General features: G+C 60.8%; 19 protein-coding genes and 2 pseudogenes. 8 read left to right on the forward strand and 13 right to left on the reverse strand.

Going from position 1 to position 24,411, the window contains the following annotated elements; translation table 11 throughout:
* The 3 genes from J2J98_RS03035 to J2J98_RS03045 form a co-directional block, all read right to left on the reverse strand.
* A complete protein-coding gene (locus J2J98_RS03035; protein WP_207602310.1) occupies window positions 1–960 on the reverse strand; it encodes an ABC transporter permease in 960 nt (319 codons plus the stop codon).
* Between the two features lie 73 nt (window positions 961–1,033).
* Window positions 1,034–2,620: an ABC transporter substrate-binding protein gene (locus J2J98_RS03040; protein ID WP_207602311.1), complete on the reverse strand. Its 1,587-nt coding sequence runs from the start codon at window positions 2,618–2,620 to the stop codon at window positions 1,034–1,036.
* On the reverse strand, window positions 2,617–3,348 hold the full coding sequence (locus J2J98_RS03045; protein WP_138395495.1) for a FadR/GntR family transcriptional regulator: 732 nt from the start codon (window positions 3,346–3,348) through the stop codon (window positions 2,617–2,619). The genes J2J98_RS03040 and J2J98_RS03045 overlap by 4 nt, the downstream gene beginning before the upstream one ends.
* Before the next feature lie 390 nt (window positions 3,349–3,738).
* Here J2J98_RS03045 and J2J98_RS03050 point away from each other — a divergent pair, with 390 nt between their 5' ends.
* Window positions 3,739–4,884 carry a right-handed parallel beta-helix repeat-containing protein gene (locus J2J98_RS03050; protein WP_207602312.1) on the forward strand — a complete coding sequence of 382 codons (1,146 nt, stop codon included), beginning with the start codon at window positions 3,739–3,741 and terminating at the stop codon, window positions 4,882–4,884.
* Window positions 4,885–4,977: 93 nt separating this feature from the next.
* Window positions 4,978–5,781, forward strand: coding sequence for a non-homologous end joining protein Ku (ku, locus tag J2J98_RS03055; RefSeq protein WP_207602313.1), 804 nt, complete (start codon window positions 4,978–4,980; stop codon window positions 5,779–5,781).
* A 16-nt stretch (window positions 5,782–5,797) separates the two neighbouring features.
* Here the strand turns inward: ku (J2J98_RS03055) and ligD are convergent.
* From ligD to J2J98_RS03075, 4 genes and pseudogenes are all read right to left on the reverse strand, one after another.
* A pseudogene (gene ligD, locus J2J98_RS03060) lies at window positions 5,798–8,261 on the reverse strand (DNA ligase D).
* A gap of 1 nt (window position 8,262) precedes the next feature.
* Window positions 8,263–9,111, reverse strand: a complete 849-nt coding sequence (gene ku / locus J2J98_RS03065) for a non-homologous end joining protein Ku (RefSeq protein ID WP_207602314.1) — start codon at window positions 9,109–9,111, stop codon at window positions 8,263–8,265.
* Between the two features lie 18 nt (window positions 9,112–9,129).
* The gene (locus tag J2J98_RS03070; protein WP_064709830.1) at window positions 9,130–9,360 is read right to left on the reverse strand and encodes a DUF2188 domain-containing protein; all 231 of its coding nucleotides are present in this window, start codon (window positions 9,358–9,360) and stop codon (window positions 9,130–9,132) included.
* Window positions 9,361–9,433: 73 nt separating this feature from the next.
* Window positions 9,434–9,694 carry a hypothetical protein gene (locus tag J2J98_RS03075; RefSeq protein ID WP_207602315.1) on the reverse strand — a complete coding sequence of 87 codons (261 nt, stop codon included), beginning with the start codon at window positions 9,692–9,694 and terminating at the stop codon, window positions 9,434–9,436.
* Between the two features lie 138 nt (window positions 9,695–9,832).
* On the opposite strand from J2J98_RS03075, the gene J2J98_RS03080 reads away from it, so the two are divergent.
* The 3 genes and pseudogenes from J2J98_RS03080 to J2J98_RS03090 all read left to right on the forward strand — a co-directional run bounded on the left by J2J98_RS03080 (window position 9,833) and on the right by J2J98_RS03090 (window position 12,815).
* On the forward strand, window positions 9,833–10,267 hold the full coding sequence (locus J2J98_RS03080) for an OsmC family protein (protein ID WP_138395502.1): 435 nt from the start codon (window positions 9,833–9,835) through the stop codon (window positions 10,265–10,267).
* A 47-nt stretch (window positions 10,268–10,314) separates the two neighbouring features.
* A pseudogene (locus J2J98_RS03085) lies at window positions 10,315–11,798 on the forward strand (FAD/NAD(P)-binding protein).
* Between the two features lie 111 nt (window positions 11,799–11,909).
* Window positions 11,910–12,815, forward strand: coding sequence for a DMT family transporter (locus tag J2J98_RS03090; RefSeq protein ID WP_138395503.1), 906 nt, complete (start codon window positions 11,910–11,912; stop codon window positions 12,813–12,815).
* On the opposite strand, the gene J2J98_RS03095 is transcribed toward J2J98_RS03090, so the two are convergent.
* From J2J98_RS03095 to J2J98_RS03110, 4 genes are read right to left on the reverse strand one after another with little or no spacing between them, the layout of a single operon-like run.
* Complete coding sequence (locus tag J2J98_RS03095) at window positions 12,781–14,460, reverse strand: VOC family protein (protein WP_246569388.1); 1,680 nt, start codon at window positions 14,458–14,460, stop codon at window positions 12,781–12,783. The genes J2J98_RS03090 and J2J98_RS03095 overlap by 35 nt on opposite strands.
* A gap of 21 nt (window positions 14,461–14,481) precedes the next feature.
* Window positions 14,482–16,077, reverse strand: a complete 1,596-nt coding sequence (locus tag J2J98_RS03100) for a response regulator (RefSeq protein ID WP_207602317.1) — start codon at window positions 16,075–16,077, stop codon at window positions 14,482–14,484.
* A 4-nt stretch (window positions 16,078–16,081) separates the two neighbouring features.
* On the reverse strand, window positions 16,082–16,507 hold the full coding sequence (locus J2J98_RS03105; protein ID WP_064709834.1) for a response regulator: 426 nt from the start codon (window positions 16,505–16,507) through the stop codon (window positions 16,082–16,084).
* Window positions 16,494–18,638: a sensor histidine kinase gene (locus J2J98_RS03110; protein WP_207602318.1), complete on the reverse strand. Its 2,145-nt coding sequence runs from the start codon at window positions 18,636–18,638 to the stop codon at window positions 16,494–16,496. Before J2J98_RS03110 ends, J2J98_RS03105 begins: the two co-directional genes overlap by 14 nt.
* Window positions 18,639–18,833: 195 nt before the next feature.
* Between J2J98_RS03110 and J2J98_RS03115 the strand changes: the two genes are divergently transcribed.
* The 3 genes from J2J98_RS03115 (at window position 18,834) to J2J98_RS03125 (ending at window position 20,861) form a co-directional block, all read left to right on the forward strand.
* Window positions 18,834–19,211, forward strand: coding sequence for a response regulator (locus J2J98_RS03115; protein ID WP_064710768.1), 378 nt, complete (start codon window positions 18,834–18,836; stop codon window positions 19,209–19,211).
* 478 nt (window positions 19,212–19,689) lie between these two features.
* The gene (locus J2J98_RS03120) at window positions 19,690–20,394 is read left to right on the forward strand and encodes a helix-turn-helix transcriptional regulator (protein WP_207602319.1); all 705 of its coding nucleotides are present in this window, start codon (window positions 19,690–19,692) and stop codon (window positions 20,392–20,394) included.
* A gap of 29 nt (window positions 20,395–20,423) precedes the next feature.
* Entirely contained in the window at window positions 20,424–20,861 is a 438-nt protein-coding gene (locus J2J98_RS03125; RefSeq protein ID WP_064709838.1) for a response regulator, read from the forward strand.
* A 95-nt stretch (window positions 20,862–20,956) separates the two neighbouring features.
* On the opposite strand, the gene J2J98_RS03130 is transcribed toward J2J98_RS03125, so the two are convergent.
* Entirely contained in the window at window positions 20,957–21,673 is a 717-nt protein-coding gene (locus J2J98_RS03130; protein ID WP_207602320.1) for a sensor histidine kinase, read from the reverse strand.
* Between the two features lie 173 nt (window positions 21,674–21,846).
* Window positions 21,847–24,396 carry a protein translocase subunit SecD gene (secD, locus tag J2J98_RS03135; protein WP_138395508.1) on the reverse strand — a complete coding sequence of 850 codons (2,550 nt, stop codon included), beginning with the start codon at window positions 24,394–24,396 and terminating at the stop codon, window positions 21,847–21,849.
* Between the last annotated feature and the right edge of the window lie 15 nt (window positions 24,397–24,411).

Below are 24,411 nucleotides of genomic sequence, written 5' to 3' on the forward strand. Positions count from 1 at the left end.
TCAGCCCACCTTGATCCGCGGATCGACCACCGCATAGGCAAGGTCGGTCAGAAGATTGACGAGAATGACGCAGGCGCCGATCACGAGCGTCGAGCCCATGATAACAGGATAGTCGCGGCCCTCCACCGCATCGACCATAAGCAGGCCCATGCCGGGCCAGTTGAACACGCTTTCGATAAAGATCGCGCCACCGATCGCAAGGCCGATGGTCGAGCCGATCAGCGTGACGACGGGAAGCAGCGCATTGCGCAGGGCGTGCTTGGTGATGACCCAGAATTCGAAGACGCCTTTGGCGCGCGCGGTGCGCACATAGTCCTGGTTCAGGACCTCCAGCATGGAAGCGCGCATGTAGCGCATGATCAGCGCCGTTTGCGCAACGGCCAGCAATGTGGCGGGCAGAATGAGGTGATGGAGAAGGTCGGCGACGGAAAATTCCTGGCCCGGTGTCAGCATGCCGCCGGAGGGCATCCAGTTGAAATACACCGAAAAGAAGTAGAGACCGACAAGAGCGCTGAGGAACGGCGGGCTGGAAATACCGGCGACTGCGAAGACCGATAATGACAGATCGGCGATGGAATTGCGCCGGACCGCACCGACGATGCCGGTGGCGATGCCTGCAACGATCGCGATCGCGATCGCCGATCCCATCAGCAGGACTGTCGGGCCGACGCGCGAGAGCACGAGGCCGAGTACGGGCTGGTCCGGCCGCTTGATCGAATAGCCCAGATTACCCGTCAGCGCCTGTCGCAGCCAGGCGACATACTGCATCGGCAGCGGCTGATCGAGCCCGAGCGTGGTGCGCAGCTCTGCAAGATCCGACGATGACATCGGAATATTGGGGTCGATGTAGGCGTCGATCGGATCGCCGGGTGTGAGGCGCAGCATCGCGAAGATCAGCACGCTCAAGGCAAGCAGCATGGCCACTCCGATCAGCAGGCGCCGGAGACTGTATCTCAGCATGGAAAATCCGTTCCTGTGCGGGCGGCTAGGTTCGCCAACCTAGCCACCCTTTGCTACTCAGGATGTCCTCGCCCTATTCGGCGATAGCCCATTTCTCAGGATGCGCTTGGTAAGGGCCGCCCCCTGGGGCAGGCGTCCAGATGAAGTCCTTCAGCTTGGCGGAGGCGACGCCATAGCGTTTGGCCACCCATAGCGGACCCCACGGCAGTTCCTTGTTCATCACCTTGCAGACCTCCTGATAGCGGTCGTCGCGCTTCGCGGCATCCGTTTCGCCAAGCGCCGCGTCGAGAGCGGCCGTCAGCATCGGCATGCGCACACGCGCAACGTTCGGGCCGGCCGGCGGGATCTGCTTTTCGTTGAGGCCGACATTGATGCTGCCCGGATCCGGGCCGTTCTGAAGGCCGGCATAGACCATCTGAAACTGTGCGACGTCAGGCGTCGGGTTGAGCACGATGCTGTTATAGGTCGGGGTATCGACGGCGCGCGGCGTTACGTTGATGCCCACCTGAGCGAGCATCGCCTGGACCGCCGCCATGACATTGGCGGCAAGTGGCGTCGTGTAATAGGTCAGAAGGGTTATCGGCTTGTTACCGTTGATCTGGTCCCAGCCGGCCTCCTTCAGCAGTTGCTTGGCCTTTTCGGGATCATAGGCGTAGGCCTCAATGTCCTTCGGCACCACCTGATCGGCGACATATGCGCAGTTTGCAGGTTTCGCAGCGCCGCCGTAGAGGCTCTGGATGATCGCGTCGCGATTGATTGCGTACATCACCGCCTGACGGACCCGAACATCCTTCCAGATCGGCGAGTCGTGGTTGAAGCCGAGATAGTTGACGACGAAAGAGTTGCCTTCGATGACGCGGAAATCCTTGTTGTCATTGAGGGCTTTCAGATCGTTGGAATCGACGTAGGTAAACTGGATTTCGCCGGCGCGCAGCGCGGCAATCGCAGCAGCCGGATTGGCGAAATAGCGGTTGATGATCTTCTCGAGCGCCGGCTTGCCGCCTCGGTAGTCGGTGTTGGCGACAAGTTCAACATATTGATCGGTCACATATTTGCTGAACTTGAATGGCCCGGTGCCGATCGGCGCGGTGGACCACCATGTGTTCTTCGCAAGCTGATCGGCAGGGATCTGCGAAAGCGCGTGCTCCGGCAGCATCATCACCTTCGTCAGCGTGTCCATCAGGCTTGCGGATGGGGCCGAGAGTTTGATGACAAGGGTCTTGTCGTCCTTGGCCTCGACCGAGGAAACGGCATTCAGTCGTGCCGCCAGAACGGAGCCGGTCTTGGCGTTCTTGGCCAGCTCAATGGTGAACTTGGCATCCTTCGCCGTGAAGGGCTTGCCGTCATGCCACTTCGCATCGGCGAGCGTGAAGGTGTAGGCCAATTGGTCGGAACTGACCTGGTAGGACGAGGCGAGCTGGCCGACGACCTTCTCGAGCTTCTCGTCATAGGTCAGCAGCGGCTCGAAATAGACGCTGAGCCATGTGAAGCCGCCTGTCGCGGCGAGCGGATTGAAATTGCCCTGGAAACCGCCGGGCCCGACGTCGAACCCGCCCGACAGCGTTGCTGCCTGAACGGGGCCGGCAAAGGCCGGGACGACGGTCGTCGCCATCATCGCACTGAGCGCGATGGCGGATGATAGTCTCTGCAGTCGTTTCATTGTGCTCCTCCCACATTTGCACTTTTCTTGTTGGCTGCGATCACCCGGGAAATGCCGTCATAATGGCGATCCAGGCGCTTCTGCGCTTCCGCGACGTCCTTCGCCTCGATGGCATCGACGATCGCCGCGTGATCCCTCCAGGTGGCGACGGGGTCGACATTGTCGAGGTTGACGAAATCCGACGCCTTGTAGAAGGCAAGCCAGAACACATCGATCAGTCGGGCAAGGGTCTCGTTGTGCTGGCAGCGAAAGAGCAGGGTATGAAAGAGCTGATCTTCGTCGGCAAAGGATTGACCCCGCTCGGCATGGACCCGCATGCGGTCGACTGTCGCGCGTAGCTCTGCAATGTCGTCGTCGCCGATCATTTCAAGCGTCTTGCCGATCAGGCCGACTTCGAGCGTCCGGCGGATCTCGATCACTTCTTCGATCTGGCGCAGCGCGCCGCCGAGCCCATAAGCGAGATTGTCGAGCAGCGGCTCGAATGAGAATGCCTTTACGAAGATGCCGACGCCTCGGCGCGATTCCAGCACGCCCAGCGATTCCAGCGCCTTGATGCCTTCACGCAGGGAATTGCGGCTGACGCCGAGCTGGTTCGCCAGCTCGGATTCAGCCGGAAGCAATGTGCCCGGCTTCAATCCGTTGTCGCTGATGTAGGCCCGCAGACTTTCCTGCACGGACACGTGAAGGAGAGGCGCACGGGCGAGGGGCTTCATGGATTTCAGCGACATGCGTTCTCATTTCCGTCTGCAAAGAGAAGATGCAAGAGACATATCCACTTGTAGGATATCCGTCAAACGAAATCATCTGCCGCGCGGACTGGACGGGAGTTCGGTCGCCGACATCGTGTGCGGGTTGAAACCGCTCGGAACAGCCAGCGTCAGCGGAATGGTGATGCGGACCGGAAGCGCGTTTGACCGATCGGAGGTCTCGTGGCGGTGTACGAAGTTAAGGCAGGCGGTCAAACTCCTGCCACATGCCCTGCATTAATTTGGACGACTGCGTATTTCTTAAATCGGAATCGATTTAGATAAACATGCAGCAGCTCAAAGCATTGCCGCAGCCTTTGCGCGTCTCGTAAGATGCGCCGGCGCTGCAGCAACCGCGTCGATGGAGATCCGATGCCCGCAATTATGCGAAAAAAAGCTCACGGCGTGTCCACGCGGGGCGAGGTTATCGACGGCGCAGAGGATATCGGCGTCGCCTATCAGGTGTTCTCCGATACGGTGGTCGAAGACGTCATCGTCAAGAACTCGCCTCGCGGATTCAAGTTTCACAATGGCAGCAACCTCGTCGTCAGGCGCTGCGAAACGGAGAATGTCAGGGGCGACGGCATCTATCTGACGAAGACGAAAAACGTTCTTCTGGAAAATAACCGCATGGGGGCGGCGCCGGGCGAAGGCGCGGACTGCTGCCAGTTCGCCTATCAGAACAGTGACGACAATATCAGCTCGGACGTGGTGATCCGCGGCAACCTGTTCCTGCAGTCGCCGACGAGCGCCTCGAACAAGGGTGCGCTGGTCTGCGACAGAACGCGGAAATATCTCGTCGAATACAACTTTATCGGCGGCAAGAACTTTTCGTTTTCATCGATCGGCGACGATGCCGTGGTGCGCAGCAACGTCATGCGCGACGGCAGGATGAACGACTATTCCTTCGGCTACGGCATCGGCGACAAGGCAGACCATGCCGGCCATCATGTCTACGACAATTGGATCGAGAACAATAATCGCGGCATCAGTCTGAGCGGCTTTTCCGACCAGGAACTCGCCTTTCGCAAGGATATCGACATCCACGACAACGTCATCAGCGGATGCGACATTGCCTTCTTCGCCAATCGCCAATGGTCGGGGAGCTTCCGGCGCAACATATTCATGCGATGCGGGCAGGACATGGTTCTGTCGGGAAAGGGCAAAGCCACCGCCGGTCGGATCACCGGCAATTATCGCAACGACGGCAGCTTCTTGAACGTCGCGGCGCCGCCGCTCCGTTTCAATCCCGGCGGCAAGGCATCTGTTGCTTCGGGGGAATGGACATCCGAGCCCGACGAGATCGTCATCCAGTGGCGTGACAAGGGAGTGGATATTCCCGGCGCCAACCGGCCATCCATTGCCCTCGCGCCCGGCATGGAATTGTCTTGCGTGCTGTTGGCCCGCAAGGGCCGCAACTGGATGCTCGCGATCGCCGAAACCGCCTACGACGAGTTCACGCCGCGCGCATGGCAGGAAAAGAAGCTGCCGTGGCAGAAGCGGTATCTGTCGATTTGAGTCGGGTGCCGCCGGTCATGCCCGGCCTGGAACCGAAGGCGGGTTTTCCCGTTGATTGCCAATGTTTCATCGGTCCGGGAGGGCAGGACAGTCATGGCACGCCAGACATTCTGGAAAGGCTATCTCAAGCTCTCTCTCGTCACCGCCTCCGTCTCGCTGACGCCGGCGACGACCGAGAGCAACAAGTTGCGTTTCCACGTCCTCAATCGCCAGACGAAAAACCGCGTCGAAAGCCGCTATGTCGACAGCGTTACCCATAAACCGGTGGCTGACCGGGACCAGGTTAAGGGCTATCCGCGCGGCGAGGACGACTATGTCATTCTCGAAGACGACGAGATCGAGGAAGTCGGGCTCGAAAGCACCCGCACCATCGATATCGACAGCTTCGTCCCACGCGGCTCGATCGATTGGATCTGGTACGACAAGCCGCATTTCCTGGCGCCGGAGGATAAGGTCGGAGTGGAAGCCTTCTGCGTCATCCGCGAGGCGATGAAGGCCAACGACGTCGTCGGCATTGCCCGCCTTGTACTTTATCGCCGCGAGCGTGCCGTGCTCTTGGAGCCGTTAGGCAAGGGAATCGTGCTTTGGACCCTGCGCTATGGCGACGAGGTGCGCGAACCCTCGGCAGAAATCGACGACAAGGCAAAGATAGACAGCAAGCTCCTGACGCTGATGAAGCGGCTGGTGAAGGAAGAGACCAGGGATTGGAGTCCGACCATGGTGCAGGACCCGATCCAGAAGCAGCTGAAATTGATGATTCGAGGCAAACAGAAGAGCCTTAAGAAGGCGGCGCCGGCCAAAAAACCCGCGCCTGTGAAATCGACCGGCAACGTCATCAACATCATGGATGCGCTGAAGAAGAGCCTGACGGCGGAAGGCGGGCGGAAGTCGCGTTAGCGCTGGAAGGTTTCGCCTACCGCTTCTTCTTTTCCAACGGTTTAGCCGCGGCGAAAAACCCGTCCCAAGGATCTCGCGGCAGCGCGTCGAGCCGGGTCGGCGTGTTGTCCACGGTGAAGTAGGCCGGTCCGACGTCGGGGGTCAGTTCGCTCCATTCCAACGGCATCGAAACCGCGGCGCCCGGCCGTGCTCGTGTTGAATAAGGCGCGACCGCCGTATTGCCGCGGCCGTTGCGGAGATAGTCGATGAAGATCCTCCCCTTGCGCTTGGCCTTCGTTGCCGTCGCCAGGTAGCGGTCGGGATGGTCGGCGGACATGCTGTCGGCGAGCCATTTGGCAAAAGCCTTCACCTCGACCCAGCCGGCCTTCGGCGTGAGCGGCGTCACCACATGCAGCCCCTTGCCGCCTGAGGTCTTGACGAAGGCGGCAAGGCCCTCGGCCTCGAACCGCTCCTTCAATTGGTAAGCAGCGGCGATCACATCCTTCCACTCCACCTCGTCATCGGGATCGAGGTCCATCGTGATCATATCTGGCCTTTCCCAATTGTTGGTCGTCGTACCCCAGGGGTGGATTTCCAGCGCTGCCGATTGCACCAGCGCAACGATGCCGTCGAAATCGGTAATGCGCAGCAGCTTCTCTCCCTGCTTGTCCTTGGGATCGGTGATCTCCTCAATATGCGGATTCATGCCCTTCCAGGCATGTTTCTGGAAAAACCGCTGCCGACCGCTGATTCCGTCAGGCAGGCGCAAGAGCGCCAGCGGCCGGTTGACGACATAGGGCGCCATGAAGCGCCAGACCTGTGCATAATAATTTGCCAGCCCCTCCTTGGTGACGCCGTCGTCCGGCCAGTAGATGCGGTCGGGGTGGGTGAGCGTCACCGCTGATTTCGGCAGGGGAGGGGCCATGGTCTTTTCCGTCTCGCGCGTCACGTCTTTCGCAGGCTTGTCTTCTCGCAGGCCGCGGAAAGCCGCGTGGCGCAGATTGCCGTCGGCCGACCAGGCGCGGAACTCGACCTCGCCGACCAGCTGCGGCTTCACATAAATCAATCCGCGCCGCTCCTCTGATGTCAGCTTGTCGTCGAATGAATTCTCGTTCTGCGTCAGACGCTACAGTTTCTCATAGAGCATTTGCGCGGTTGCTGCCGTATATCCGGTCCCGACGCGCCCGACATGCTTTGAGTTCGCCGCCCTGGTAATAGCCCATCGCCAGCGAGCCGATCGCATTCTTCATCGATGTCGACGGCACGTAGCCGCCGATGACGAATTCCTGCCGGTGCGAGCATTTCGATTTGATCCAGTCGCCTTTGCGTCCCGACGTGTATTTGCTGTCGCGGAGTTTGGAAATCACCCCTTCGAGGCTGAGCCGGCAGGCATGGTCGAGCACCAGGCCGCCGCTTTCGTTGAAATGCCCGCTGTAGCGCAGCTTGTCATTATCGCCGGGCAGCAGGCTTTCGAGCAGTTGCTTGCGATCGAGGAGCGCCGCATTCACCAGATTATAGCCGTCGAGGTGAAGAAGATCGAAGGCATAGAAGACGAAGCGATCATCGCGGCCTTCACTCAGATCGTGCTGCAGTGCCGAGAAGTCTGAGGCGCCGCTATCGCGCTCGACGACGATTTCGCCGTCGATCACCGCCGATTGTACCGGCAGGGCGGCAAAGGCCTCGAGTACGTCGCTGCCGAATTTCTCCGTCCAGTCGAGTCCGCTGCGGGTCAACATCCTGACCTCGCCGTTCTCGATCCTGACCTGCAGCCGGTAGCCGTCGAACTTGATTTCGTGGATCCAGCGATCACCAGCCGGCGGTTTCGGCTTCAACCTGGCAAGCGCCGGCTCGATGAAGTCGGGCATTGCGCCCTTGCGGGCACCTTTCGGCCAGTCGCGTTCTTGTGGCGCCGGAGATTTGGTCGTTGACTTCGGTTTTCTGGCGGCAGTAGGTTTGCCGTCTTTCGACTTGGACTTCCAGGTCGGATCCGGATTTTCCGACACATCTTCGAGCTGGCGGCCGGTCTTTGCCGATTCTGGCCGCTCCTTGAGAATGTCTCCGTCGTGACGCGCCTCGGCGTCGTCTCCTTTGATCAACAGCCAGTTCTCCCGCTTTTCCCCAGGCCGCCCATGCATGCGCACGAGATGCCAGCGGCCCTTCAGCTTTTCGCCGTCGAGCTCGAATTCCAAATGGCCTTCGCGATAGGCCTGTTGCGCATCGCCGACCGGCGTCCAGTTGCCGCGATCCCAGACGACGGCATAGGAAAGCGGGTGGTCTTCCACATGTACGGCAAGGCGTCTGTCCTCAGGGTTGAGGCTCGGCCCTTTCGTCACCGCCCAGCTCTTCAGCACCCCGTCCATCTCCAGGCGGAAGTCATAGTGCAGCCTCGTTGCGTCATGCTTCTGGATGACGAAACTGTTGCCGCTGCTGCGGCCCTTGCCGCCGCGCGGCTCCGGCGTGAGTTTGAAATTGCGCTTCGCCTGATAGGTTTCGAGAGCCATCTCAGCCTGCCTTCGTCCTTTGGCTGTCGCTGCGCGCTGGCGCCTTCTTTTTTGCCGGCGCCTTCTTCGCCTTGCCGCTCATCTTGGCGCTCTGGCGCAGCGCCTCCATCAGGTCGACGACCTTGTTTTCGGGTGCCGGTTTCTTCTTCGGCGGCGCCCGGCCCTCTATCTTTGCTCTCACCAATTCGACGAGGGCCGCTTCGTAGCGGTCCTCGTAGGCGCTCGGATCGAAGCTGCCGCGTTTTGTTTCAATGATGTGACCGGCGAGCTCGAGCATCTCCTTGTCGAATTTGATATCGGGAATATCCTTGAAGACCGTATCGGCCGAGCGCACCTCATAGTCGAAGTTCAGCATCGTCGCGATGATGTGACTATCATGCGGCCGGATCAGCAGCGTTCGGTTGCGCCGGAAAAGCACGGCTTCGGCGAGCGCCGCGACCTTGCCGTCGCGCATGCTGCGGACGATCAGCGACAGCGCTTCTTCATCATGTTCGTTGGCGGGTGCGAGGTAATAGGCACGGTCGAAATAGAGCTTGTCGATATCGTCATAGGCGATGAAAGCTTTGACATTGAGCACCTTGTCGCTTTCCGGCACGATCTCGGCGATCTCCTCGCCTTCAATGACGACGTAGTCGCCATTCTCCATCTGGTAACCCTTGACCTGATCGTCCCGCTCGACCGGCTTGCCGGTATCGCTGTCGACGAATTGCCGTTCCACCCGGTGGCCGGTCCTGCGGTTGATGATGTTGAAGGAAACGCGGTCGGAGGAGGAGATGGCGGTATATAGTCCGACGGCGCAAGCAAGGTCGCCTACCTTGAGATGACCTTTCCAACTTGCCCGCGCGGCCATTCCATCCTCCGTCGCAAGTCAGAGCCGACTGCTGCTCTTGTCGGTTTCGAGCTCCTGGAATGCCCAGCCGCCGTCGGGTGAAGGATAGGCGAGCAATGCGTCGCCGTCGCCGATTTTCTGACGCGACGCGGCATCCTTGGCGTGGACTATCGCTTCCTCAGCCGTTGCATAGGTTTCCGACAGCGTGTCGCCGAGCTTGTATGCCCAGCCATTGTCATGCGGCACGACCTGATAGGTGATATCGGCCATTTCGAATCTCCTCTTTTCAATTCGATAGCGGAGCATGATGCGGCCGAATCGCGAACGGTTTCGGCATCACGCTCTAGTTCCGATTTGGTTTGCGCCTTTCGTCGAGCGCGATGATTTTTTCCAGGGAGGCGATGTCCTCGCTGGTGACGACGGGGACCGGATCGGCGGCGATCGCCTCCAGCACCTCCTGCGAGATGGCGCCGTTGCGGATCGCCCATTCCAAGGTCTCGCGTGTTTCCCGCTCGGCCTTCAGCTGTGCATAGAGAGCGACGATCAGCCGGTCGCGAGCGTCCATTCGCCGGTCCTGACGATGCATGTTGCGGACATGCGGCATCGCTATGCACCTTTGTCACTGATTTCGTTCAGGTGTAATCAACTGATGGCGGATTGAAAGGTTCCGTTATCAAGCGGTGCCGTTGCGGGCCGAGGCGCAAGTCGCTATCTCTGCGAGACCTTTGTCAGAGGATTTTTCATGGCCGATCTCAAGGGACGCCCCCGTCCGACAGGCGCTACCGCCACCCTCGGTCGCACCGGCTTTCCGCATGTCACTTCCACCACCAGGGGTGAGATCGATATCGTCACCGCGCCCTCTCAGCCGGGCTTCAGCCCGCTCGATCTGCTCTATGCCTCGCTCTCGGCCTGTCTCGTGCTCAGCGCCCGCATTGCAGCCAGTCAGATGGGGGTTCTCGACAGGATCAGCGAGATCACGGTCGACGTCACTGGCGAAAAGGCGGCGGAAGGGCTCTCACGCGTTGCAAAATTCAACATCGTCTTCTCGATCACCGGCGATCTCGACGAAGAGACCCGCCGCAAGATCGTCGATGCCGCCGAAGACGAGATCTGCACGGTCAGCAACACCATCCGTGGCACTCCCGAATTCTCGACCACGATAGTGGAACAAGGCTGATCTTCACAAATATTATAGACAATTGTGGCCGGAGGATTGCGTGAGTCCTGTCCGGCTTCTATGCTCGAGCATCGAACTAACGGTGTCGGCCATCATGCAGCCCAATCCTCTGTCGATGTCCGACCAGCCCGTCGTCGCCATCATCGGCGGTGGCGTCTCCGGCGCGGGTGTCGCCTATCATCTCGCCCGTGCAAACGGTTGCGAGCGTCCCGTCATCGTGGTCTTCGAGCCGCGCGCGGAGCTCGGCCGCGGTCTTGCCTATGACACGGACGACCCTGCCCACCGAATCAACGTTCCCGCCGCCAAAATGAGCCTGCAGCCCGACGACCAGGGCGAGTTCCAGGCCTGGATCGAGGCCCGAGATGCCGTCGCTTGCGACCCGCAGGCAAAACGCCCCGATGGCCTCCTCTTTCCCCAACGCCGACTCTTCGGCGACTATGTCGCCTCGCTTCTGAAACCCCTGCTGCAAGACGGCAGCGTGCGTCATTGCCGCACCTCGGTCACCCATGTCGAGCGCCGGACCGGCCGATGGCTGATCCGCGACGAAAGCGGCGGCGTGACACAGGCCGACATCGTCGCCATCGCCACCAGCCACCCGCCGCCGGCGGCACCGGGCCGGCTTGCGACCCGCCTTGCCGCCCATCCCCGGTTCGTCGCAGACACTACGAAGCCGGGCGCGCTCCAGGTGATCCGTTCCCACGACCGGGTGCTGGTCATCGGCAATGGCTTGACCGCAGCCGATGTCATTGCCTCGCTTGCCGAACGCGGTCATCACGGTCAGGTGACGGCAATCTCGCGCCGTGGTCTGCGCTCGCGCGGGCATGCGCCGGTTCCGCAGCCGCTCTTCGGCGATTTCCTCTCCGACGCGGCACATTCCGCCGTTTCGCTGCTGACAGAAATCCGCGCGGCCATAAGAGCTGCGGAGGCACAGGGCATAAGCTGGCATGGCGTGATCGATCAGGTGCGGGCGCAGGGATACTATCTCTGGCAGGCGATGCCGGTTGCCGAACGTTGCCGTCTCGTCCGCCATCTGCGCCCCTATTGGGATGTGCATCGCTTCCGCATCGCGCCACAGGTGGAAGCTGTGCTCGACGCAGCGATTGCTGCCGGTCGCCTGGAAATTCTTGCCGGGTTGGTCGCCGATGCGCGCATTGAAGGCGAGCTAGTTGTTTGCACCCTGCAGCCGCGCCATCGGCGACAGTCGCTGGAGCAGAGCTATGATGCCGTCGTCGTCACCACCGGCCCGGCGCATGGCGGCATTCTCGAAACCCAGCCCTGGCTCGCGGCACTTGCGGCGCGCGGCCACCTGTCGCTTGATCCCACAGGCCTCGGCCTTGCCTGCACTGAGCGTTCGGAGGCGATTGGCCCGTCGGGGAAGGCGGAACCTTCCCTATTGATTTCCGGTCCCCTGGCCCGCGGCACTTTCGGCGAACTGATGGGGCTGCCGCAGGTGACCGAGCATGCCTTCTTCGTCGCAGGCGAAATCGCCGCAAAGCTGCGGCTGGCGGCGACGAACGCCCAGCCGGTCTGATTTTCCGTTCCGATGTCGTTCTTCGACTGTCGCCGGCGATCGAATTCTGCTACGCACGCGGCAGTCAATGGCCCGCCGCCGGTCTTTCAGGCAATCAGAAATATCGAAATCATGTCGCAGACTGCTTCCACACTCTCCGAAGCCTCGCCTGCCAATCGTCTGGCCCTTGCTGCGCTCGTTCTTGGCGGCGCGGCGATCGGCGGCTCGCCAATCTTCGTCCGGCTGTCCGAAGCCGGGCCCATGGCCACTGCCTTCTGGCGCGTGGCGCTGGCGCTGATCCCGATCTTCATCGTCTCTCTCATGAAAAAGGATGCGGGGCCGAAGCCGCGAAATCTTTCCGATTACGGTCTGTTGACTCTTCCCGGCCTGATGCTGGCGCTTGACTTGGCCGCCTGGCATCTTTCGCTCACCATGACTTCAGTGGCCAACGCGACGCTGCTGGCAAACCTCGCGCCTGTTTTTGTCACACTGATCGCCGTCCTGTTTTTCAAGGCGAGAACCGGCGGCGTCTTCCTGTTGGGGCTGGTCTTGGCACTCGCCGGTGTCGTTATTCTGAAGGGCGGACCGGCAGGGCTCGGCAATGGCGATTTGCGCGGCGATGGTGCCGCGATGATCGCCGCCTTCTTCTATGCCTGCTATATCTTGGCGATCGGCAGGCTACGCAGCCGGTTCGATACGATCCGCATCATGCTGTGGAGCACGGCATCGGCTGCCGTCTGCATCTTCCCGATAGCCTTCTTCTTTGAAGACCAGATGTTGCCGGCGAGCCTCTATGGCTGGTCGATCCTCTTCGGCCTCGCCTTTGTCAGCCATGCCGGCGGACAGGTGGCGATCACCTATGCGCTGGCCTATCTGCCACCAGCCTTTTCATCGCTTACGCTGCTGCTGCAGCCGGTCGTCGCCGCCATTCTCGCCTGGGCGCTGCTCGATGAAGCGATAGGGACGATGCAGGCGCTGGGTGCCGCGGTGGTGCTCGCCGGCATCATGGTTGCCCGAACGTCTCGCTCGTCGGTTTGACCGCTTGCTGCTCCAGCGGCGGTGGATCATCGCCCATATTCTGTAACAGCCACTTTTGGATGATCGGCACATCGGCATCGCCGAGATCGTGGCCGCCGGGGATGACGTCGGAATCGACTGTGGCGCCCGAACTTTTCAGCCTTTCCTCCAGCTCGCTCGCATATTTGCCGTAGGCATCCGTCTTACCGCTGATGACGAGCAGGTCCGTACCCTTCAGATCGGCATGCGGGTAGTCGCTGAGAACCGGCATGGAGCGCAGCAGCACGGCCTTGTGAACGAGGTTCGGGTGCAGGTAAAGCAGCGAGTTCAGGAGGTTGGCGCCGTTGGAATAGCCGACATAAACGACCTTCTTTGGATCGAGACCGTAGGACTTGACGGCGCCTTCGATGAAGGCCGCAAAGGCTTCGGCCTCGGTCTTGATGTCGTCCTGGTCGAAGGAGAAGGGTGTAATGCGCTTGTACCAGCGCGGGAAACCTTCTTCAGTCGCGCGGCCCCGTACGCCCATCAGTGTTGCTCGCGGTGCCGCTTTGTTCAGGAGCGGCATCAGCGTCGTCTCATTGCCGCCCGAACCGTGGAGGAGCACGAAGACGCTGCCGTCAGGATTCGGCGGCGTGTAGAAGCGATGGACGAATGGCAGCTCGCGGTAATTGATGCGCGGCTCGCCGGGCATCGAAAACTGCGGCAGCACCACCTTCAGGTCCTTGAGATTGGTGATCGCTTCGGGCGGCGCGAACAGCTTGGTGCCGAGGGCTGCATGCTCCTCGTCGACAATCATGCCGGGCTTGTCGGTTGCAAGCTCCACCAGCGTGCCGCCGGGCTCGCGGGCATACAGCGAGTGGAAATACTTGCGGTCGTGCATGTTGGTCGGCGATGCATCACTTGCCTCCAGCGCCTTGGATACCGAACGCAATGTGTCCTCATCGGGAGCCCGGAAGGCGACATGATCGACGGTGCCGGTTCCCGGCGCGCCGGACCAGAAACCGCGAGCATCGCGTACGTCGATAACGTCGCCCGATTGTGAAACCAGCCTGTCGATCGTGCCGCGGTTGGCCTGGAAGCGGTAGCCGAAATGGCGCTCGAGGAAGCTGCGGCTCTCGGCCGGCTTTTCCGTCAGCATGGTTGCGCCGCGCACACGCTTGACGGCATGCTCGACCGGGATGGAGGCGCCGTCCCAGACGGCCTGTGATGTCAGGTCCTTTGCACCCGCGAGCTTGAGAATGATATTGTCTGGGTCTTTCAGCCTGAGAACAGGCTCGCCGAATTCGTCGGCGGGTCCTTCCGAGCGCAGGCCGAAGCTCATGGCGCGCGTCAGCCAGTAGCCGATGCTCGCCGGATCGATCGCCAGCGAAATTTCGCTGATCTGGCCGTAGCCCGCCCGGCCGGGCGCGCCGTCCTCCCAGACGAGGAAGCTGACGAGCGAACCCGGCGTGCCTGCCGAATCGCCGTAAAAGAGATGGAGCTGCGTCGCATCTTCGTAGCCAGCCGTCTGCTTGACGAGCCGCATGCCGAGAAAGCCGGCGTAAAAATCCACGTTCGCCTGCACCTTTCGAGTGATGGCCGTAACGTGATGTATGCCTGATACCATCGAGAGCAGTCCTGATTGATGCGTCGTCAGGAGCGCGAGTATGAGAGCTGCGAAAGTCATACCGTTGCCAATGACCACCGCTTAGTTTTGTTCCGCACAAAGTGCAAGCGAATCGCCGCGCTGCAGCAATTCCAGATGATCGACATCTTCGAGCGCCTCTTCCAGTTGCTGCAGGGTCGGCGGCTTCACCATATAGGCGCGCGCGCCGAGATTTCTGGCCCGCTGCACGTCGGTCTCATCGCTTGAGGTGCTGAGAATGCAGACGGGAATCCGTTTCAGACGAGCATCGGCCGAAAGCGCGTGCAGCACCTCGAAGCCGTCCATTATCGGCATGTTGATGTCGAGCAGCATCAGGTCGATCTGCGGCACGTCGGCTATGCCTGCGCGTTCTTCGAGCAGCCGCATCGCCTCGCGTCCATTGGTGGCGACATGCAGGTTGAAGGTTACCTTCTCTCGCCGCATCAGCTTGATCTTCAGAATCTGGATGTCGGCGGGGCTGTCTTCGACCAGCAGCACTTCGGCAAGCCTGCCGGAACCTTCGCCCGGCTGCTCCGCCGGCTTCACGCCGGGCGCAACGGCTGATGCGATAGGCGGTGCGGGCCGCGCCTCGGCGAGCGGCATTTCGACGATGAAGGTGGCACCAGGCCCCTTGTCCGGTTCGCACCAGATAGAACCACCATGCAGCTGCGCGATACGGCGGCAGATGGCAAGGCCGAGCCCGGTGCCCTCGATGCCGCGCCCGACCAGCCGTTTGAACGGCTGGAAGATCAGCTCGCGGTGCTGGGGATCGATGCCCGGTCCGTTGTCACGCACGGTCAGGCGGCAGGTATCTCCCCGCGCTTCGCCGGCGATTCTGATCTCCGGAACCTTTTGATCGCAATAGCGGATGGCATTCGACACCAGGTTCTGCAAAAGCTGGGTCAGCAGCGTTGCATCGCCCATCACCTCCGGCAGCGGCCCGCGGATGATGACGGCCCCGCGGCTCTCCGTCTGCTGGCGCAGGTTGTCCTCCACCTGGCCGAGCACGTCAGACAGTGAAATCGGATTCAGCTCCGGCCCACCATAGGCTTCGAGCTTGGTGAAGTTCGAGACCTTGACGATCAGATCTTCCATGTGCTCGGCGGCGCTCAGCACGTAATCGAGCAGCTCGCGGTCTTCGGCCGGAAGCACTGCAGAACCGTGCAGGATCCGGCTGAAGGATTTGATCGTCCGTAGAGGCTCCTTGAGATCATGCGCCATGGCGCGTGTGAATATCTCGAGCGATTGCCGCTTCTGCTCCAGCTGCGTTTCCAGCATGCCGTGCATGATGGCATTCTGGATGCAGCGATGCAGCGTTTCGGGTGAAAGGGAATCCTTGGTGAGATAGTCGCGCGCGCCGCTCTTCATCACCTCTACGGCGATGGTCTCGCTGCCCTGGCCGGTCAGCATGATGACGTTGGCGACCGGATCGTCCTCCAATAAGTCGGCAAGTACGCCGAGTCCGTCGCGTCCCGGCAGCGAGTAGTCGAGGAGGATGCAGTTCGGCCGTTTCCGGCGGTTGAGCGCACGACCCTCTTCACCCGTCTCCGCCTCCAGGACCGTATACGCCGTGCTCGAGACGCGGCCCAGTATGCGGCGGTAGACCTCGCGGTCGTCGATGTTGTCGTCGATGATGAGAATGCAGCAGTCTTCCGCCAAACTGTCAGTCCTCGAGCGGCAGGATCGCGATTTCGAACCAGTATTCCTTCAGCCGCTGGATCGCGGCGAAGAGGCCGTCCAGATCGACCGGCTTCTGCACATAGGTGTTGGCGCCGAGCGCGTAGCAGCCCTCAATGTCGCGTTCATCGTCCGATGTCGTCAGGATCACCACCGGGATCTTGCGCCAGCCGTCGTTCGACTTGATCGCCTGGAGCGTCTTGCGACCGTCGAGTCCGGGCATGTTGAGATCGAGCAGGATCAGCCCTGGTTTCGGCACCATCGCGGCGAGCATGTCGAGCGCTTCCTGGCCCGAAGCCGCCCAGCGGATCGAGTTGCGCAGATTGGTGCGTTTGAAGGCGCGCATCGTCGCTTCGAAGTCGTCTTCGCTGTCTTCCACGATCAGGATCGGTTGCGTGTCACGCTGCTGCATTCTGGCCCTCGCGCTTCTTTCCCAAGGTGAAATAGAATGTGGTGCCGACGCCGACTTCGGACTCCAGCCAGATATCGCCGTTGTGCCGCGCGATGATCTTGCGGACGAAGGTGAGGCCTGCCCCGGTCCCGTCCTCGGAATCTTGCGATTTTTCGAGACGTTTGAAAATGCGGAAAATATCCTCATGGAATTCCTGGGGTATCCCCTTGCCGTTATCCCTAACGAAAAACACGTTGCGGGCAACCGTGCCGTCTTTGCCGACGTACCGGTCGAGATAGCCGATCGAGATCAGCGGCGCCGACTTGTCGTTGTATTTGACTGCATTGGTGATGAGATTGCGGAACACTTCGGTCAGCCGCGGCGCGTCGCAGACCACCTCCGGCAGCCGGCCATCGGTGACGACCTTGGCATGCCGCTCTTCCAGCAGAAGCTCCATCGTCGCGACAACGTCCTTGACGATCAGGCCGATATCGGTGCGTTTGACCGCCAGCTGCTGACGCCCGAGCCGGGAGAAGTAGAGCAGGTCGTTGACGAGCTTCTCCATCCGCTGGCTGAGACGCACGAGCCGGTTCAGCCGGCGCACGCCGTCCTCGTCGATCTTGTCCTCATAATCCTCGAGAAGGAAGCGAGAGTGGTTGTGCAGGCCGCGCAGCGGTTCCTTCAGATCATGCGAAGCAATATAGGCGAATTCGTCGAGGTCGTGATTGCTGCGCTCGAGCTCGGCCGTGTACGCCTCGAGCTGCGAAAGCGTCGTTTTCATCCGTTCTTCCTGCCGCACGCGCTCGCTGATGTCGCGCACGATGCCGACGAAGGTCTTGGTCTGGCCGCTGACGACGACGCTGATGGAAACCTCGATTGGAAAGACGATGCCGTTCTTGCGCCGCCCCGAGACCATCCGCGTCGTGCCGATGATGCGCTCCTCGCCGGTCTGATGGTAGTGGGCGAGATAGCCGTCATGTTCGGAGTGATAGGGCTCGGGCATCAGCATCTTGATGTTTCGGCCGATCGTTTCCTGCGGGGAGTAGCCGAACATGCTCTCGGCCGCCGGATTGAAACTCTTGATCGTCCCACGCTCGTCGATGACGATGACGGCATCCGGCGTGCTGCGCACCAGCGCGCCGAAACGGACGCGTTCGGCTTCCAGATTGTGGTTGTTGCGCAGGAAATAGAAGACGAGAATGGCGATCAGCCAGAGGGTGGCGGTCGTGATGATGCGGTTGGCTATCTCTTGCCAGAATGTCGCCTCGTCGTGTCTGACGGCGAAGAAGCCGAGCATGAGGAGCACTGTGCAGGCAAAGGCGAAGAAGAGCGGCGCATTCCTGTTGCCGAACCAGAGCGCCGTCAGCACCAGCGGCACGTAAAGAATGCCGTTGGCAAGGCCAAGCGGGGTATAGAGATCGACGACAAGCCCGGTGAAGCAGACTGCCGCAGGAATCCAGAGCGGAATCTGTGCCCTGTTTGCCGGCTGCATCCACCAGGAGCGGGCCAGCAGGCCCGAGCCGAAGAGCACCAAGCCTATCGCCGTGTGCAACGCCATTGCCGCATAGCGCCCCCAGCGGTAGCCCTGTTCGGCGTCGGTGAGATAGCCGGCGAGCGCGATCATGCCGAGCGTGACGACGACATAGCTCGTCAGCTCCTGCACCACTTGGTTTCTCGACTTGCCCACATGGAGCGAGAGCAGCAGCGAAAGATTGGCAATCAGAAAGATCAGCGCCGTATTCGGCCCCATGCCGCCGCCGATCTCTGCAATGAAATCGGGTGGAATCACCAAGCGGGTGATCAGCTGGTCGACATGATAGACGGCCCGGCCGACCGTCGCGATTTCCACGAGCCGCGCCGCCGCGATCGCCGCTGCGAGCCCCGTCATGATCGTTGCCGCTATGCGAAAGCGACGGGCAGCAAGCGTCGAAGCGGCGAGCCCAGGGCCTGAAAGCACAAAGCAGAGCCCCGTGTTGAAGGCCATCGATGGAAAGCCGGGGAAGAGCGAAATGATGAGCTTGATCTGCAGCAGCCAGCCGGCAAGGGCACTCACCCCAAGAAGGGACATCAGGCAGCCGACCGCGATCGCGAAGGCCCGGTAGCGCCATCGCCTCCGCTGGTCCTGCAGGTCCACGTTGCCCTTATCCTGCACCCGCGTATCCTCTCTCGGTTCGCGCGGCCATTTTTTCCGAAATCAAGGAATACTCAATAGGCAGCCGGCGCCGCCTCCGCGCTTTTTCCGAAATGATTTTTCGAGCGGATGGATCGAATTTTCGTGAAATCGCGATATCGTGAAGTCCAAGGACAGAGAGGTTCATTCGAACAATACCCCAGATCACGGTGCCGGATGCCTACGATAGTTTACGTCGACGACAGCAGGGATGATCTCTTCTATCTCGACTATATCCGCAAGAAGCAGCAGATTGACGTCGATCTATTCTGTTTTTCGACCGCCGAGACGGCACTGGAGGCGCTGAAGCAGCGAGTCGCGGAAGGCTGGGCCCCGCCGGAGCTGCTGGTCGCCGATCTCTACATGCCCCTCGACAGCGGCATCGGCCTGGTAAGCAGCCTGCGCGCGGACGATCGTTTCAGAACCATGCGTCTCGCCATCTGCAGCGGATCGGATGCGGATGAGGACCGCACGCGCGCGTTCGAAGCCGGCGCCGATTTTTACCTCGAGAAGCCGCTTGACCTCGCAGCGATCGTTCTCAATCTGGAAGTGTAGGAAACTGCGAAGGCAGAATGGCGCGTTTCCTGGCGGTCGTTCGGGCGATATGACAAGCCGCGATTGACAAGGCCGAGTGTGCATCCCAAGATGCAACCGAAACGTAGAGGACGGAACGTAAAGATAAGCGCTGAGAGAACCGAATGGCCCGCGTTCGCCGCCACGAACTTCAGCCAACCCCTTAGCTGATAGGCCTATCGGCTCTCTCGCGCTTACGTCTGGCACTGCCTTCTCGCATTCATGGATGTTGAATGCGGGAAGATTTACGACACCCAGGTAAGAACTACTGCCCCTCAGTATATCTGCCCGTGCATCACCTGTAGTTGAGACATTTGATGATATCCGCCTTACATACCGAAAGTCCCCGTTTCGATATCTCTCATCAACCGTCTCGCAATTTTTGTAGCTGTTCGCGTTTAAGACGTATATCCCAAGATTTCGGGATCGCGGGCATGGCGGGAGGAGAGGAAGAGTGGGAATGAGCAATGCCGCGGCAACTCCTTTTCATGCCGGGCCGGAGCTTAGCCGGGCGATCAACCGCACCGATTTTTTCCGTCTGCTGAAAGCGGCGGCGCAGCATTACCGCTTCGACAATTTCGCTCTTGCCCGCATTTCCGAGGCTTCGGCTCCGTTCGGTGAACGCGATATCGTCATCACCAATGTCGCCGAGCGGCGTGTCGGCCTTTTCATTGCGACGCTCAAGGAGGCGCTTGGGACCGTCCGGGCAAAAAGCGCACAGTTTCTGGCAACGCCTGTCCACGGCAGGAGCGTGCAGCCGGAAGCCTATCCCTCCGATCTGCTTTTCAACGAGTTCCGCAGCGGCGTCTTCCTCTTCATTCCGCTGTTCACGCCGGAAGGGCGGCGATATTGCCTCGTGCTCAGCGGCGAGCGTGAGGAGCCGGATCAGGGCGAGATCGCCGACATACTTCTTGATGCCATGCGCATTTTTGACAAGCTCTACGAGGAAATCCTGGCGCAGGAAATGTCCGGACGGTTGACCCAGCGCGAATCAGAAATCGTCAAATGGACCAGCGAAGGCAAGACTTCGGCCGAAATCGCCATCATTCTGGGTTTGTCCGAACATACGGTCAATTCGCATATCACTGCGGCCGCGCGTAAGCTCGACGCCGTGAACCGCGTCCACATGGTGGCAATCGCCTTGAGGAATGGGTTGGTTTCGTGAAAATTGGCTTCGGGACTGAGGAAGATGAAATGATAACCAAAACGGTCCGACAGAATGCCGTAAAGGTTCTTTTCGTCGACGACGAGTTCATCGAATTCCGCGCGCTCAAGAAGAAGATCGCCGATCTCTCCGAGCCGGCGGTCGATGTCGAATATTCGCCGTCGCTCGGTGACGCACTGGAAAAGATCCGCGCGGCGCGCTTCGATCTCATCCTGCTCGACAATCGCCTTCTGCCAAATGCCGACTTCCGAGAGACGGTGCCGGAACTGCGCGGCATCGGCTATACCGGCCCCATCGGCGTCGTCTCCACCGACATATCGGGCGGCTATTTTCAGGAATTCCCGGATTACGGCGTCGATTTCCGCATCGGCAAGGACGAGATCGACGTTCAGACGCTGCAGCACATCATCCGCGAATATGTGAACTACGATGTTCCGGATTTCTGGAAGGACGATTACAGCATTTAAACCGCGCAAAATTGCACGTCGGTTCTGCGGTAAAAACATACGCAAAGACTGGGACTTAAAGCACGTCCAGCAAATCTGAAAATGCCAACGCGCTTTCAGCCGGCGGGAAGGCGGATGATGAAGCGGCTGCCGCTTTCGTCAGAATGTTCGAGACTTATATCCCCGCCAAGCGCCTTCAGAAGCTCCTGTGCCGTCGTCAGTCCAAGGCCGGCGCCGGAGGCTGCCCCCGCGTTCGGCAATTTCCAGAACGGGTCAAAGATCCGCTCTCGATAAGCGGGATCGATGCCCATGCCGTTATCGGAAATCCGGATCAACCAGCTCGCCCCCTCTCGCTCCGCCGTCATGGCCACATGCGGCGGCGACGAGCTCCGATAGGTGAGGGCGTTGGAAATGAGCTGCCGCAGCACCAGACCGAACAGCGTGGGGTCGGTACGGATCGAGGGAAGTCTCTGGCTTGCGAGTGTCGCGTCCCGAGCCCCCGTCTCCTCGATGAGCTCGCTCCAGATTTTTTCGGCCAGGGCCGTCAGGTCGACCAATTCAGGCGTCACCTGCGGCGCTCCACCGGCAAGGCTCATCAGTGCCTTGGTGAGTCGCTGCGCGGCTTGCGCCTTTTCGATGATCATCCTGAGGCTCTGAAGCTGTTCGTCCTCAAGCGTCTCCTCGAGATCGTCGAGCAGCAGCTCGGCATACATGGCGATATGGCGGAGCGGCGATTGCAGGTCGTGCGAGGCGGTTGCGAGAAAGCGCTTGATGCGCTCCTCGTTGTCGCCGGCAATATTGGTTTCAAGCGGTTTCGTCGGGTTGGGTGACATCTCGCGGTTTCCCCGATCTCTGCTGCGGCCTCGCGGCGGCTTTCAGCCGCGCGACGGACGCTGTAATATCTTGAATTGCTGCATAATTTCATCCTGGCAATAGGCAACAATAAAAAGAGGGCGCCGGCTCTGCAACCGGCGCCCTCTTCAAGGATGCGTTAACAACCCGTTTTTCAGGTCGCTGACTTGCGCGAGCGGCCCTCTTCCGGCGGGATGATTTCGGCAGCCGCATCGGTTGCCGGTACCGCCTTGGCGTGGCGGCGGCGCCAGTCGCCGAGGAAGAGCAGGATAGGTGCGGCGATGAAGATCGACGAGGCGCCGGCCACCAGAATGCCGAAGACCATCGGGATTGCAAAGCTCGAGACTGCACTGCCGCCCCAAATCGCCATCGGCACCAGGGCGAGGAAGGCCGTCGCATTGGTGTAAAGGCTTCGCGCCAGGGTCTCGTTGATCGACTTGTCGATGATCTCGCGCAGCGGCATCGACTTGTAGAGCCGCATGTTTTCGCGCATGCGGTCATACACCACGACCTTGTCGTTCACGGAGTAACCGACGAGCGTCAGGATGGCGGCGATGGCCGTGAGGTTGAAGTCGAGGCCGGTGATTGCGAAGAAGCCGATCGCCTTGGTGACGTCGAGCACCAGCGTAACGATGGCGCCGACGGCAAACGGCCATTCGAAACGCGCCCAGATATATAGGAGCATCGCCAAGCTCGCGATCACCACCGACAGAATGCCGGCCGAGGCAAGCTCGCCGCTGACTTTCGGGCCAATGACGTCGGTGCCTTCGACGGTGGCGGTCGGATCGATCTTGGCGACTTCCGCCTTCAGCTTGGTGACTGCCGCGGTCTGCGCCTCTTCGCCGCCCTCCTGGCGCTGCGCGCGAACGAGAATGCTGTTGTTGCCGCCAAAGGATTGCAGCGTGATTTCGCCGAGGCCGAGACTGTCCAGACCTTCGCGGAATTTCGCGAGATCGGCGGTCCCTTGGGTCTTGACCGACATCTGGATGCCGCCGCGGAAGTCGACGCCGTAGTTGAGGCCGGGATAGATGAAGAGCGCGACGGAGGCGATCGAAAGCAGCGCCGAAACGGTGACGCCGAAGAAGCGCGCCTTCATGAACTGGATATGCTTGTCGTAAGGGCTGAAGGGGATCAACGGCCGGATGTTCAGCACCTTGAACTTGCGGCGGCGGGTAATCTCGATCATGGCGACGCGAACGAAGGCGACCGAGGTGAACATCGAGATGATGAGGCCGAGCGCCATGGTCACCGCAAAGCCGCGAACCGGCCCGGAACCGAAAAAGAACAGGATGCTTGCCGCGATCAGGGCCGTCATATTGCCGTCGATAATGGTCGAATAGGCACGGTTGAAGCCCGTATCGATGGCGGCAAAGGCGCCTCTGCCCTTGCGGGTCTCTTCACGGATACGCTCATTGATGAGAACGTTCGCGTCGACCGCGAGGCCGATGCCGAGAACGACACCGGCAATGCCGGGCAGCGTCAGTGTTGCGCCGACCAGCGTCAGGGCCGAGAGGGTCAGGATCGTGTGGATCAGCAGCGCCACATTCGCCAGGATGCCCCAGCTGCCGTAGAGCACGAAGATGAAGGCTGCGACAAGGGCGAAGCCGACGATGCCGGAGTAGAGACCCATCTTGATGGCATCAGCGCCGAGATCGGCGCCGACCGTGCGCTCCTCGATAACAGTCAGCTTGGCGGGCAGGGCGCCGGCGCGCAGCATGGCGGCAAGCGTCGTGGCGCTGTCGGCCGAGAAGTTGCCGGAAATCTGGCCGGAACCGCCGGTGATCGGCTCGCGGATGACGGGCGCGCTCAGCACCTTGTTGTCGAGGACGATGGCAAAGGGGCTACCGACGTTCTGACGGGTGATCTCGGCAAAGCGGGTGGAGCCAGCGCTGTCAAAGCGGAAGCTGACGATCGGTTCGCGCGTGTTGGGGTCGAAGCTGACGCGGGCATCCGAAAGGCGGTCGCCTGATATTTCGACACGGTCGAGAACCGGATAGGAGTTGCCTTCATCGTCCTTCAGCATGGTGACGCCGGGGCCGGGCTGGTTGTTCGGCGACAGCATGTGGAACGACATCTTCGCCGTGGAGCCGAGAAGTTGGCGCAGCCGCGTCGGATCCTGCGCGCCGGGCAGTTGCACGAGCACGCGATTGGCACCGATGCGCTGAATGGTCGGCTCGGAGACGCCGACCTGGTCGACGCGCTGGCGGATGACTTCAAGGCTCTGCTGGACGGCGTTGTCGACATTGGCGGAGATGCCGGCCGGCGAGAAGCCGACGGTGATGGTCGCTCCGTTCGCTGTGACATTGAGATCCGCCTGGCCGGCGCTGAGGCCGGTGCTGATCGGGTTGGCGAGCGTCCTGAGTTCGGTGACGGCCGCATCGCTCTGCGCGGCATCGGCGAGCGTCACGACGATCTGGTTCTGACTGCGCACGACGGCTTTCGGCTGGATGCCCTTTTCGCGCAGGACGCGGCGGGCGTCCTGAAGCAGCGATTGCAGCCGCTCCTTGGTCAGGTCCGCCTCGTCGACTTCCAGAACGAGGTGTGAACCCCCGCGAAGGTCGAGGCCGAGTGACACCTGCTCATGCGGCAGCCATGCGGGGATGCGCTGGAGGACGGACTGCGGCAGGACGTTCGGCAGGGCGATCAATAGGCCGATCACGATGATCACCGTATAGGTGAACACCAGCCATGGTGAATTGCGCATGTTGTATTCCTTAGA

Source organism: Rhizobium bangladeshense, assembly GCF_017357245.1.
Taxonomy (GTDB): Bacteria; Pseudomonadota; Alphaproteobacteria; order Rhizobiales; family Rhizobiaceae; genus Rhizobium; species Rhizobium bangladeshense.